This is a genomic window from Streptomyces sp. SBT349 (assembly GCF_001083795.1).
In the GTDB taxonomy this organism is placed as follows: domain Bacteria; phylum Actinomycetota; class Actinomycetes; order Streptomycetales; family Streptomycetaceae; genus Streptomyces.
The window spans coordinates 1-14,539 of sequence record NZ_LAVK01000187.1 but is presented as its reverse complement, the minus strand read 5'-3'; the positions used below and the strand labels follow the sequence as shown (position 1 = coordinate 14,539).

The following is a 14,539-nucleotide window of genomic DNA, read 5'->3' as shown; positions in this document are numbered from 1 at the left end:
GGCCGAGGTCATGGCCGGGGTCGCCGGTCGCCGCGGCCCCCGCGCCGACCGGCGACCCCGGCCATGACCTCGGCCTTGACGCGATCTTCGCCGAGCGGGCGCGGCGCACCCCGGACGCGCCGGCCCTGACGTTCGGCGCCGCCACCCTCACCTACCGCGAGCTCGACGAGCGGGCCAACCGCATCGCCCACCGGCTGGTCCGCCTGGGAGCGGGCCCCGAGCGCCGCGTCGCCGTCGCGCTGCCCCGCTCGGCCGACCTGGTCGCGGTGCTGCTCGCGGTCCTCAAGTCCGGCGCGGCGTATGTGCCGATGGACCCGGCAGCCCCGGCCGACCGGCTGGCCTTCATGCTCGCCGACGCCAGGCCCGAGCTGCTGGTGACCACCGCCGAGGCGTCCGCGACCCTGGGCGCGGACGCGGCGACGCCCCGCCTGCTGCTCGACGCCCCGGAGGCGCGCGAGGCGCTGGCCGGGGAGCCGGCGCGGGCCCCGAGCGTCGCGGGGAGCACCCCCGACCGGCCCGCCTACGTCATCTACACCTCGGGCTCCACCGGTGCGCCCAAAGGCGTCGTGGTCAGCCACCGCAACGTGGTGCGCCTGTTCACCGCGGCAGCGGCGGACTTCGACTTCGGCCCCGACGACGTGTGGACGATGTTCCACTCGTGCGCGTTCGACTTCTCCGTCTGGGAGATCTGGGGTCCCCTGCTGCACGGCGGGCGGCTCGTGGTCGTTCCGTTCGACGTCTCCCGCTCGCCCGAGGACTTCCTCGCGCTGCTCGCCGACGAGCGCGTCACCGTGCTCAACCAGACGCCCTCGGCGTTCTACCAGCTGATCCAGGCCGACCGGGACCGGCCCCGGCGCTCGCTGGCGCTGCGGTACGTCGTCTTCGGCGGCGAGGCGCTGGACCCGCGGCGGCTGGCAGCCTGGTACGACCACCGGGCCGACGACGCGCCCGTCCTGGTCAACATGTACGGGATCACCGAGACCACCGTCCACGTCACGCGGGTGGCGCTGGACCGCACCGCCCCCGCCCTGACGGCGAGCAGCCCCATCGGCGGCCCCCTCGCCGACCTGCGGCTGCTCCTGCTCGACCAGGCGCTCCGGCCGGTGCCCGACGGCGTCGCGGGCGAGCTGTACGTCTCGGGGCCAGGACTGGCCCGCGGTTACCTGGGGCGGCCCGGCCTGACCGCGAGCCGCTTCCCCGCCGACCCCTTCGGTCCGCCAGGCGGCCGCATGTACCGCAGCGGCGACCTGGCCAGGCGTCGCGCCGACGGCACCCTGGAGTACCTCGGCAGGGCCGACGACCAGGTGAAGATCCGCGGCTTCCGCATCGAACCGGGCGAGATCGCCGCCGTGCTCGCCGCCGTCCCCGGCGTCGGGCAGGCCACCGTCGTCGCCCGTACCGACGCCCCGGGGCAGCCGGTGCTGGTCGGGTACGTGGTCCCCGCGCCCGGCGTGGCGCTCGCCGCCGAGGAACTGCGGAGGCAGGCCGCCGCCGCGCTCCCCGACTACATGGTTCCGGCCGCGTTCGTGACGCTGCCCGCGCTGCCGCTGACCGTCAACGGCAAGGTCGACCGCGCCGCGCTGCCCGCCCCCGACGTGGCCGCCACCGTCTCGGGGACCGCGCCGCGCACGCCCGACGAGGAACTGCTGTGCCGCCTCGTCGCCGAGGCGCTCGGGCTGCCCCGGGTCGGCGTGGACGACGACTTCTTCACGCTCGGCGGCGACAGCATCGCCGCCATCCAGCTCGTCGCCGCCGCCCGCCACGCCGGCCTGACCTTCGCCACCCGCGACGTCTTCCGCTGCCGCACCGTCGAGGCGCTGGCCGCCGCCGCCGGGCACGGTCGCGAGCCGACCGCCGCGGGACCCGACACCGGCGACCTGCCCGCCACCCCCGTGCTGCACTGGCTGCGCGAACGCGGCGGCGCCATCGACGCGTACCACCAGGCCGTCGTCGTCCCGATTCCGGCCGACGCCACCGCGACCGACCTCGCCGCCGCCCTTCAGGCGCTGCTCGACGGCCACGACGCGCTGCGCGCCACGCTGCTCGCCCAGGCCGGTGCCGGTGCCGACGGCTGGCGTCTGTCGGTCGCGGCGCCGGGCACGGTGACCGCGGCCGACTGCCTGCGCGAACTGCCCACTAGGCATGCGCCGTTGGACACCGAAGAGGTGGCCGCCGAGATCCGGGCCGCCGCCGGGCGCCTCGCGCCCCGGGACGGGGTGCTGCTCCAGGCCGTGTGGTGGAACGCGGGACCCGGCCGACCCGGCCGCCTGGCTCTCGTGGTGCACCACCTGGTCGTGGACGGCGTGTCCTGGCGCATTCTGCTGCCCGATCTCGCCGACGCCTGGCGGGCCGTGCGGGAGGGCCGCGAGCCGCGGACCGCGCCCGTCGGGACCTCGCTGCGCGCGTTCGCCACCACCCTGGCCGAGACCGCCCGCGCGGGCGCCCACGCCGACGAACTTCCGTACTGGCGCGAGGTACTGGCCACCGAGGACCCGCGGCTCGGCGACCGTCCGCTGGACCCGGAAGCCGACCTGGCAGGCGGGCTGCGGCAGCTCACGCTCACCCTGCCCGCGCCGCTGGCCGCCGCGGTGACCGGCGCCGTGCCTGCCGCGTTCCACACCGGCGTGCGCGAGGTGCTGCTCGCGGGCTTCGCCGCCGCCGTCGCCGACTGGCGGCGCGACCGCGGACGCGGCGAGGCGTCCGCGGTGCTGCTGGACCTGGAGGGCCACGGCCGCGACGCCCTGGAGGAAGCCGACCTGAGCAGGACGGTCGGCTGGTTCACCTCCGTCTTCCCCACCCGCTTCGACCCCGGCACCGCGGACCTGGCCGCCGTCGCCGCCGGCGGGCCCGCCGCCGGGACCGCGCTCCGGCTGGTGAAGGAGCAGCTGCGGGCCGTCCCCGGCTCGGGCACCGGCTACGGCGTGCTGCGCTATCTGACCCCGGGTCGGGACCTTCGCGACGGCGCGCCGCAGATCGTCTTCAACTACCTCGGCCGCTTCGCCGCCTCCGACGGGCGGCGCCCCTGGACCCCGCTGCCGGGGCGGGACGGCCTCACCGGCGCCGACGACCCGTCGATGCCGGTCAGGTACGTGCTCCAGGCCGACGTGATGGTGCACGACCGTGAGACGGGCCCCGAGCTGACCGCTGTCCTGACCTGGCCGCGGGACGTGCTCACCGAGGAGGCCACCCGCCGCCTCGCCGAGGGCTGGCAGGCCGCGCTTGCGGGCTTCGCCGCCCATGCCGCCGCGCCGGGCCCGGGCCGGATCACCCCCGACGACGTACCGCTGGCGCCCGCCACCCAGGACCGGCTCGACGCCATCGAGGCGGCGGCCGGACCGCTCGCCGACGTTCTCCCGCTCACCCCCCTCCAGGAGGGTCTGCTCTTCCACGCCGCGTACGACACGGCCCGCCCCGACGTCTACACCGTGGAGTTCCGCTTCGAGTTGGAGGGCGCCGCGGACCCGGAGCGGCTGCGCGCCGCGGTGACCGCGGCCCTCGGGCGCCACCCGCAGCTGGGCGCCGGCTTCTGGCACGAAGGGCCGGGCGCGCCCGTGCAGTTCGTGCCGGCGAGAGCCGATGTGCCGTGGCGGGAGGTGGACCTCACCGGCCTGGGCGCGCCGGCCGCGGCCGCCGCCCTCGACCGGGTGCTGGCAGGGCAGCCGCGCTTCGACCCCGCCCGCCCGCCGCTGTTCCGCTTCGTCCTGGCGCGTACCGCCGCCGACCGCCACACCCTGGTCTTCAGCCACCACCACCTGCTGCTCGACGGCTGGTCGGTGCCGCTGCTGCTGCGCGCGATCCTCGCCGCCTACGAGGGCGGCGGCGCCCCGCCCGCCGCCCGCGACGACGCCTACCGCCGTTACTTCCGGTGGCTGGCCCGCCAGGACCGCGCCGCCGCCGCGAAGGTCTGGCGCGAGGCCCTGGCCGGGCTGGCCGGGCCGACGCGGATCGCCGCCGCGCCCGAGGGACCGCCGGAGCCCGGCGCGATCGCCGAGCTCTCCGTGGACCTGGGCGCGCCGCTGACCGCCGCGCTGGAGCGGGCGGGCCGCGCCCACGGCCTCACCCTGGGCACCCTGGTGCAGGGCGCCTGGGCGGTGCTGCTCGGCAGCCTCACCGGCTCCCGCGACGTGGTGTTCGGCGGCACGGTCGCCGGGCGCCCGCCGGAGATCGAGGACGTGGCGTCGCTGGTCGGCCTGTTCATCAACACGCTGCCGGTGCGGGCCGCCGTTCACCCCGGCGAGCCGGTCGCCGCGCTGCTCGCCCGCCTCCAGGGCGAGCAGGCCGAGCTGACGGCCCACCCGTACCTGCCGCTCTCCGAGGTGCAGCGCCTGGCGGGCCTGGGGGAGCTCTTCGACACGCTCCTGGTGATCGAGAACTACCCGTTCGACCCGGACTCGCTGCGCACCGCCGACGGCGGGCTGCGGGTGACCGGCATCGACGGCCGCGACGACACCCACTACGCGCTGAGCGTCGCGGTGATGACCGGCGAGGCGCTCCGGCTGCGCGTCGGCCACCGCACCGACCTCGTGCCCGCCGAACGGGCCAGGGCCGTCGCGGACGCGCTGCACCACCTGCTGCGGCAGTTCGCCGAGGACCTGGAGCGGCCGGTCGGCCGGCTGGCGCTGCTCGACGCGGCCGGGCGGCGGGCCGCGCTGGCCCGCGGCCGCGGCGCGAGCGGGCCCGCCGCCGAGGGCACCGTGGTCACGCTGCTCGAGGAGCACGCCGCCAGGACCCCGGACGTGACCGCCCTGGTCGGCGCCGACCGCACCCTGACCTACCACCAGCTCAACGGGCGCGCGAACCGGCTGGCCCGACTGCTGCTGGCCCGTGGCGCCGGACCCGAGCGCACCGTCGGCCTCCTGCTGCCGCGCGGCGCCGACACCGTGACCGCCATGCTCGCCGTGCTCAAGACCGGCGCGGCGTATGTGCCGATCGACCCCGGACTCCCGGCCGAGCGCGTCCACTTCGTGATCCGGGACACCGCCCCCGTCGCCGTGCTCACCACCCGCGGCCTGGCGGGACTGCTGCCGGAGGGGTCCCCGGTGCTCACCGACGACCCGGTCACCGCGGCCGACCTCGACGCGTTCCCCGGGCACGACCTGGCCGCGCACGAACTGCGCGCCCCGGTCTCGCCGGAGAACGTCGCGTACCTCATCCACACCTCGGGCTCCACCGGCGTGCCCAAGGGCGTCGCCGTGGAACACCGCAACCTGCTGGCGCTGTTCACCGCGCACCGGGCGGACCTCTTCGATCCCGAGGCCGCCGCGGCGGGCCGCCGGATGCGGGCCGCGATGACGGCGCCGCTGTCCTTCGACACCTCCTTCGACGGCGTGCTGTGGATGCTGGCCGGGCACGAGCTGCATGTCATCGACGACGAGACGCGCCGCGACCCGCGGGCCCTGGTCGCCTATGTCGCCGCGCACGGCGTCGACTTCCTCGACATCACCCCCTCGTACTGCGCGGAGCTGCTCGACGCCGGGCTGCTGGCCGACCCGGCCACCGCGCCCCGGGTCCTGATGCTCGGCGGCGAGGCTCTGGGCCCGGACCTGTGGGCCCGGCTGCGTGGCCACCGGACCACCGCCGCCCGCAACTACTACGGCCCGACCGAGAACACCATCGACGCCCTGTCCCACCGGCTGCGCGACGGGGAACGGCCGCTGGTCGGCCGCCCGTTGCGGGGCGTTCGCGCCCAGGTGCTGGACGGCGCGCTGCGCCAGGTGCCCGCCGGGGTGGCGGGCGAGCTGTACCTGGCCGGGGCGCAGCTGGCCCGCGGCTACGCCGGGCGGCCCGCGCTGACCGCCGACCGCTTCACGGCCGACCCGTTCGCCGCCGGGGAGCGGATGTACCGCACGGGCGACGTGGTGCGCTGGACCGACGAGGGACATCTCGAGTTCCTCGGCCGGGTCGACGAGCAGGTCAAGATTCGCGGCCACCGCGTCGAGCTCGGTGAGATCGAGGCCCGGCTGCTTCAGCACCCGGACGTCGCCCGCGCCGCGGTGCTGGCCAGGGCCGACACCCCGGGAGTGACCCGGCTGGTCGCCTACGCGGTGCCCGCGAACCCCGCCGACTCCGCGGGCGCCGGGCTCGACCCGGCCCTGCTGCGCGCGCATGTGGCCTCGGCGCTGCCCGAATACATGGTGCCCGCCGCCGTGGTCACCCTCCCGGCGCTGCCGCTCACCGTCAACGGCAAGCTGGACACCGCCGCCCTGCCCGCGCCCGACTTCACGGCGGCGGTGACCTCCCGCGCGCCGCGCACCGCCGCGGAACGGACCCTGGCTCGCCTGTTCGGCGAGGTGCTCGGGCTGCCCTCGGTCGGCGCGGAGGACGACTTCTTCGCGTTCGGCGGCGACAGCATCATCTCGATCCAGCTGGTCAGCCGGGCGCGCCGGGAGGGGCTTGAGATCAGCCCCAGGGACGTTTTCACCCGCCGCACGGTGGCCGCGCTGGCCGCCTCGGCGACGCCGGTCACCGCGGCGGTGCCCGCGGACGCCCCCGACGCGGTCGGCGAGGTCCCGCTCACCCCCGTCATGCGCGCGCAGGCCGAGACCGGCGGCCCGGTCGCCGGGTTCGCGCAGAGCTTCGTGGCGGCCCTGCCCACCGGTGCGACGCGTTCCGCGCTGGCGGCGGCCCTCCAGGCCGTCACCGACCACCATGACGCGCTCCGGCTGCGGCTGCACGACCAGGACGGCCCGTGGCGTCTGGAGGTGCGCGCACCCGGCGCGGTGGACGCCCGTGCTCTGATCCGCCGGGTGCCGGTGGCCTCGTCAGACCCCGCCGGTTCCGTGGGCGCCGCCGGGGCCGCCGGAAACTCCGCGGCCGAAGCCGCCTTCGACGCCGCGCTCGCCGCGGCGCTGCCGGCCTCGCAGGGCAGGCTCGACCCGGCGGCGGGCACCCTGTGGGACGCGGTGTGGTTCGACGCGGGTCCGACCCGGCCGGGGCGGCTGCTGCTGACCGTCCACCACCTGGCCGTCGACGGCGTGTCCTGGCGCATCCTGCTGGAGGACCTGGCGCTGGCCTGGGAGCGTTCCGCCACCGGCGGCGCGCCGCAGCTGCCGCCGGTGGGCACGTCGCTGCGCGCCTGGGCGCTGCGGCTGGCCGAACGAGCCTCGGCCCCCGGACCGCGGCGCGAACTGCCGCTGTGGACCGGCATGCTGGCCGCGGGCGACGCCCAGCCGGGAGACCGCCCGCTGGACCGGGCGAAGGACGTGGCCGCCACCGCCCGCACCCTCACCGCCACCCTGACGCCCGACGGGACCGCGCCGTTGCTGACGACGCTGCCCGCCGCGTTCTCCACCGGCGTCTCCGAGGTGCTGCTCACCGGCTTCGCGATCGCCGTCGCCGACTGGCGCCGCCGCCGGGGCCAGCAGGGCCACGGGCCCCTCGTCGACGTGGAGAGCCACGGCCGGCACCAGCTCTTCGAGGACGCCGACCTGTCGCGGACCGTGGGCTGGTTCACCGAGCAGCACCCGGTGCGGCTCGACCCGGGCCCGCTGGACTGGCAGGACGTCGCCGCCGGCGGCCCTTCGGTGGGAGAGGCGATCAAGCGGATCAAGGAGCAGATCGCCGCGCTGCCCGACGAGGGCACCGGATACGGCCTGCTGCGGTACCTCAACCCCGACACCGCCCCGGCGTTCGCCGCCCTGCCCGCCGCCCCCTGGGGCTTCAACTACCTCGGCCGGTTCGCGGGCGCCGGCGGCGGGGACTGGGCCCCGGCCGGGCCCGGCGGGCCGCTCGGCGCGGCCGACCCGGACATGCCGCTCGAGCACGCCGTCGACCTCACCCTCGTCACGCACGACGGCCCCGCGGGTCCCTCGCTCGCCGCGACCTGGACGTGGGCGGGCGACCTGCTGGCCGAGGACGAGGTCGAGCAGCTCTCCGCCGCGTGGCTGCGGGCCATGGAAGCACTGGCGGCCCACGCGGCCCGGCCGCGGACAGGCGGGCGCACCCCGTCCGACTTCCCCCTGGTGACGCTCTCCGCGCACGAGCTCGACCTCCTTCAGGCCGCCCGCCCCGGCCTTGAGGACGTGCTGCCGCTCGCCCCGCTCCAGCAGGGCCTGATGTTCCAGAGCCTCCTCAGCGAGGGACAGGTCGACCTCTACACCTCACTGCTCACCCTGGACGTCACCGGGCCGCTCGACGTGCCGCGGCTGCGCCGTGCCTGGGACGAGCTGATCCGCTGCCACCCCATCCTGCGCACCGAGTTCCACCAGGACGGTCTGCGGGACACCGTCGCCGTCGTCGTGGACGCCGTCGAACTCCCCTGGCGCGAGGCCGACCTGACCGGCCTCGACCCGGCTGCCCGCGAAGCGGAGCTGCGCCGCCTCACCGACGCCGAGCGCACCCACCGCTTCGACCTGGCCGCCGCCCCGCTGCTGCGGTTCACCGTGGTCCGCCTCGGCGCCGACCGGCACCGGCTGCTGTTCACCAACCACCACATGCTGGTGGACGGCTGGTCGATGCCGATGCTGTTCGCCGAGCTCTTCGCCGTCTACGGCGCGGCGACCGCGGCCCCCCGCGGCGCCCCCGGGGCACCCGTCGCCCCCGCCGCGTACCGCGACTACCTGACCTGGCTGTCCCGGCAGGACCGCGCCGCCGCCGAGCGCGCCTGGCGCGCGGAGCTGGCCCCGGTGGCGGAGCCGACCCTGCTCGCACCCGCCGGGCGCCGCGAGGTGGCCGTCCCCGACCGGCTGACGACCCACCTGTCCGAGCGGGCCACCGCGGCGCTGACGGCCGCCGCCCGCGAGCGGGGCCTGACCCTCAACACGGTCGTGCAGTCCGCCCTCGCCGTGCTGATCGCCCGGCTCACCGGCCGCGACGACGTCGTGTTCGGCACCACCGTCTCCGGGCGCCCGGCCCAGCTGCCCGGTGTCGAGGACATCGTCGGCATGTTCATCAACACCCTGCCCGTGCGCGCCGCCGTGCGCCCCGGGCAGACCCTCGCGCGGACCGCGCGGCTGCTCCAGGAGCGGCAGGTCGGCCTGCTGGACCACCACCACCTCGGGCTGGCCGACATTCAGCGCGCCGCGGGCCACCGCGAGCTGTTCGACACCGTGATCTCCTTCCAGAACTTCCCGCTCCAGCAGGCCCTTCCCGACCTGCGCGGGTCCGGTCTCGAGGTCACCGCGGCCGAGAGCACGGACGCCAGCCACTACCCGTTCGTCTTCCACGCCTTCCCCGGCGACCGCCTGGAGCTGCGCGTCACCTACCGGCCCGACCTCCTTGACGCCCCGGCGGCGCGTGCCCTGCTGGAGCGGCTGGCCCGCACGGTCACCGCGTTCGCCGAGCGCCCGGGGGAGCGGGTCGGGCGGCTCGACCTGCTCACCGAACGGGAGCGCGCGGCCCTGCTCGCCCTGGCCAGCGGGCCGCGCGGCGAGGCCGGAGCGGACCACCTGGCCGCCCTCTTCGAACGGGTGGCCGCCCGCGAACCCGGGGCCGTCGCCGTGCGCTTCGAGGGCCGGGAACTCGACTACGCCGAGCTGAACCGGAGGGCCAACGCGCTGGCCCGCCGCCTGGTCGCGGAGGGCGTCGGCCCCGAGCGGTTCGTGGCCGTGGCGCTGCCCAGGTCCGTCGAGTGGATCACGGCGGTGCTCGCCGTCGCCAAGGCGGGAGGCGCCTACCTGCCGGTCGACACCGCGTACCCGTCGGCCCGTATCGCCTTCATGCTGGACGACGCCCGCCCGATCCTCGCCGTCACCTCCCGCGAGGTCCTGGGGCTGCTGCCCGATGCCCCGGGCATGGCCCGGCTGTGCGTGGACGACCCCGCGGTGCGCGACGCCTTGGCCGCCGCGCCGGACGGCGACCTGACCGCGGCCGACCGGCTCGGCGAGCCGCGCCCCGCCAACGCCGCGTACACGATCTACACCTCCGGGTCCACCGGCCGCCCGAAGGGCGTCGTGGTCACCCACGCCGCGCTGGCCAACCTGGCCGCGACCCACGCCGACCGGTTCGGAGCGGGCCCCGGCAGCCGGGTGCTCCAGTTCGCCTCGCCGAGCTTCGACGCCTCCGTGTGGGAGATCTGCATGGCGCTGCTCACCGGCGCCACGCTGGTCCTGGCACCCAAGGAGCGGCTGCTGCCAGGACCCGCGCTCGCCCAGCTGATCGCCGAGCACGGCGTCACGCACGCCACCATCCCGCCCACCCCGCTGGCCGCGGTCGGCGACGAGGAACTGCCCAGCCTGACCACGCTGGTGGTCGCGGGCGAGGCCGCGGGCGCCGAGCTCGTCGAGCGCTGGGCGCCCGGCCGGACCATGGTCAACGCCTACGGCCCGACCGAGACCACCGTCTGCGCCACCGCCACGGGCCCGCTCACCGCGGGCAGGCCGCCGCTGGGCGCGCCGCTGCCCGGCACCCGCGTGCTGGTGCTGGACGCGGGTCTTGCCCCGGTCCCGGTCGGCACCGCGGGCGAGGTGTACGTCGGCGGGCTGCCGTTGGCCCGCGGCTACGCGGGCCGCCCCGACCTGACCGCGGAGCGCTTCGTCGCCGACCCCTACGGCCCGCCCGGGTCGCGGATGTACCGCACCGGCGACCTGGCCCGCCGCCGCACCGACGGCGAGCTGGAGTTCCTGGGCCGCGCCGACCAGCAGGTCAAGCTCCGCGGCTTCCGCATCGAGACCGCCGAGGTGGAGGCCGCGCTGGCCCGTGCCGAGGGCGTCGCGGAGGCCGTGGTGCTGGTCCGCGAGGACCAGCCGGGCGACCCGCGGCTGGTCGGGTACCTGCTGGCCGAGCCGGGCGCCGTGCCCGGCACGGCCGCCGTCGCCGCCGAGGCCGCGGCCGTCCTGCCGGAGTACATGGTCCCGCAGGCGTATGTGGTGCTCGACGCCTGGCCGATGACGCCCAACGACAAGCTGGACCGGGCCGCGCTGCCCGCGCCGCAGGCCCCCGCGGCGGCCGGGCGGGCCGCCAGGACCGTGCCCGAGCAGGTGCTCGGCACCCTGTTCAGCGACGTGCTCGGCATCGAGGAGGTCGGCGCGGACGACGACTTCTTCGAGCTCGGCGGCCACTCGCTGCTGGCCAGCCGACTCGCGGGCCGCATCCGTACCGCTTTCGGCGCGGAGCTGCCGGTGCGGGTCCTCTTCGACAACCCCACCGTCTCCGGCGTCGCCGCCTGGTTCGACCAGGCGGGCCCCGCCCGGCCCGCGCTCGCCCCGCGGACGCGGCCCGAGCGGCTGCCGCTCTCGCACGCCCAGCGCAGGCTGTGGTTCATCGATCGGTACGAGGGCAGCAGCGCCACCTACAACATGCCGGTCGCCATGCGGCTGTGCGGCCCGCTCGACGCGGGCGTGCTGCGGGCGGCGGTCGCCGACGTGGTGGCCCGGCACGAGGCGCTGCGCACGGTCTTCCCCGACGAGGCGGGCGTGCCCTGGCAGCGGGTGCTCGACCGGGCCGACGTCCACGTCGACCTGACGGTCACCTCGGTCACCGAGGACCGCGTGGAGGCGGCGCTGACCGCGGCCGCGCGCCGGCTGTTCGACCTGGCCACCGAGCCGCCGCTGCGCGTGGAACTGCTGCGGCTGGCCCCCGAGTCGCACGTGCTGCTCGTCGTGCTGCACCACATCGCCGGGGACGGCCAGTCCATGGGGCCGCTCTGCCGGGACATCAGCACCGCCTACGCCGCCCGGCTACACGGCGGCGCCCCGAGCCACGAGCCGCTGCCCGTCCAGTACGGCGACTACAGCCTCTGGCAGGGCGAGCTGCTGGACGAACAGGCGGGACCCGACGGGCTCTTCCACCGCGAACTCGCCTTCTGGACCGAGGCGCTGTCCGGGATGACCGAGCATCTGCTCCTCCCGGCCGACCGGCCCCGGCCCGCCGTGCCCAGCTACCAGGGCGACGACGTGGTCTTCCGAATCGACGACGAGACCCACGCGGGCATCGCCGCCCTCGCCCGCCAGTGCGGGGTCACCGTGTTCATGGTGCTCCAGGCCGGGCTGGCGGCGCTGCTGTCGCGGCTCGGCGCGGGCAGCGACATCCCGCTGGGCAGTCCCGTCGCGGGCCGTTCTGACGCGTCGGTCGAGGACCTGGTCGGCTTCTTCGTCAACACGCTGGTGCTGCGCAACGACACCTCGGGCAACCCCACCTTCCGCGAGCTGCTGGCCCGGGTCCGCGCCACGGACCTGGCCGCGTACTCGCACCAGGACCTCCCCTTCGAGCGGCTGGTGGACGCGCTCAAGCCCGAGCGGGACCCCTCCCGGCACCCCCTGTTCCAGGTCGCGTTCGGACTTCAGAACGAGTCCACGCCCGTCGTGGAGCTGCCCGGGGTGCGGGCCGAGGAGGCGTTCGTCGGCATGAAGGTGGCCCGCTTCGACCTGATGTTCGGCTTCACAGAGACTCACGACGCGGACGGGCGCCCGGCCGGCATGAACGGCTCGGTCGAGTACGCCACCGACCTGTTCGCGCCCTCGACCGTCGAGGGCTTCGCCCTGCGGCTCACCCGCCTGCTGGCCGACGCGGTCCGCGACCCGGGCCGCCGGCTGGACGCGCTCGAGGTCATGGACGACGACGAGCGGCACCGGATGCTCGTCGAATGGAACGCCACCGGGCGGCCCGCCCCCGAGGGCACCCTCGTCAGCCGCTTCGAGGCCCAGACCGCCCGCACCCCGCACGCCGACGCGGTCATCGGCGGCGGCCCGACCCTCGACTACGCCGGGCTGAACGCGCGGGCGAACCGCCTGGCCCGGCTGCTCGCCGAGCGCGGCGTGGGACCCGAGACACTGGTCGCCATCGCCCTGACCCCGTCGGTGGACCAGCTGGTCGCCGTGCTGGCGGTGCTGAAGGCCGGAGCGGGCTATCTGCCGCTCGACCCGCGGCAGCCCGTCGAGCGGGTGGCCTTCATGCTGGAGGACGCCGGCCCGGCGCTGATTCTCTCCTCGGCGGCGGGCGCCCGCCAACTGCCGGACGGCGACGCCAGGCCGCGCCTGTGGCTGGACGCGGAGGACACCGCGGCGCTGCTCGCCGCCCGGTCCACCGAGGACCTGACCGACGCGGAACGGGTGCGCCCGCTGCGGCAGGACAACGTCGCGTACGTCATCTACACCTCCGGCTCCACCGGCAGGCCCAAGGGCGTCGTGGTCAACCACATCTCGGTGCTCCAGTACCTGGAGTGGGCGATGGGCACCTACCCGGCGCTGCCGGGCGGCACCGCGCTGCTGCACTCGCCGATCTCCTTCGACCTCACCGTCACCGCGCTGTTCGGGCCGCTGATCTCCGGCGGCCGGCTGCACGTCGCGGGCATGGAGGAGGACCCGGAGACCGTCGAGGCGCTCCAGGGCGCCCCGCTCACCTTCCTCAAGGCGACCCCGACGCACCTGCGGTTGCTGGACGCGCTGCCCGCCCCTTACTCCCCGGCGCGGAACCTGGTGATCGGCGGCGAGGCGCTGACCGACTCCGCCCTCGCCGCCTGGCGCGCCAGGAACCCGGAGGCGACGGTCTACAACGAATACGGCCCGACCGAGACCACCGTCGGGTGCAGCGTGTTCGCCATCGCCCCCGGCGACGACCTGCGGCCCGGCGTCATCACGCTGGGCGGTCCGGCCTGGAACACCCGGATGTATGTGCTCGACCCGCACTTGCGGCCGGCCCCGGTCGGCGTGCCCGGCGAGCTGTACATCGCGGGCGGCCTGCTGGCCCGCGGCTACCTCAACCGGCAGGGCCTGACGGCGGAGCGGTTCGTGGCCGATCCGTTCGGCCCGGCGGGGACGCGGATGTACCGCACCGGCGACCTGGTGCGGTGGCTGCCGGACGGCGGCCAGGAGTTCGTGGGCCGCACCGACGACCAGGTGAAGCTGCGCGGCTTCCGCATCGAGACCGGCGAGATCGAGTCGGCCCTCGCCGCCCACCCGGAGGTCGCCCAGGCCGCCGTCATGGTCCGCGAGGACCGGCCAGGCGACCCGCAGCTGGTCGCGTATGTGGTGCCGAAAACCGGGGCCACCGAGCCGGAAGGCGACACGGCCGTCGAGCAGGTGGACGAGTGGCGGCAGGTCTACGACCTGATGTACGGCGGGGAGCGGGGTGCGGAGTTTGGTGAGGATTTCAGTGGTTGGGAGAGTAGTTATACGGGTGGGGTGATTCCGCTGGGGGAGATGCGGGAGTGGCGGGATGCGACGGTGGCGCGTATTCGGGAGTTGCGTCCGCGTCGGGTGTTGGAGATTGGTGTGGGGAGTGGGTTGTTGCTTGCGAAGTTGGCGGGGGAGTGTGAGGTGTATTGGGGGGTGGATTTCTCGCCTGAGGCGATTGGGGTGTTGCGGGGACAGGTGGAGGAGCGGGAGGAGTTGGCGGGGAGGGTGCGGTTGGAGGTGCGGGCGGCGCATGAGCTGGAGGGTTTGCCGTCTGGGTTTTTTGACACGGTGGTGGTGAATTCGGTGGCTCAGTATTTTCCGGATGAGGGGTATTTGACGGGGTTGTTGGAGTCGTTGGCTGGGTTGGTGGTTCCGGGTGGTGCGGTGTTTTTGGGGGATCAGCGGAATGTGCGGTCGCAGCGGTTGTTCCAGTCGGGTGTGGGGTTGGTGCGGCGTGGCGGGGGGTTGCTGTGTCTTATACAAATCTC

The 14,539-nt window shown here is 75.8% G+C and carries 1 protein-coding gene; it reads left to right on the top strand.

Annotated features, from left to right (window positions below):
- On the top strand, positions 1-14,539 hold a 14,539-nt coding region (locus ADY01_RS21735), incomplete at both ends, for a non-ribosomal peptide synthetase (RefSeq protein WP_049576268.1).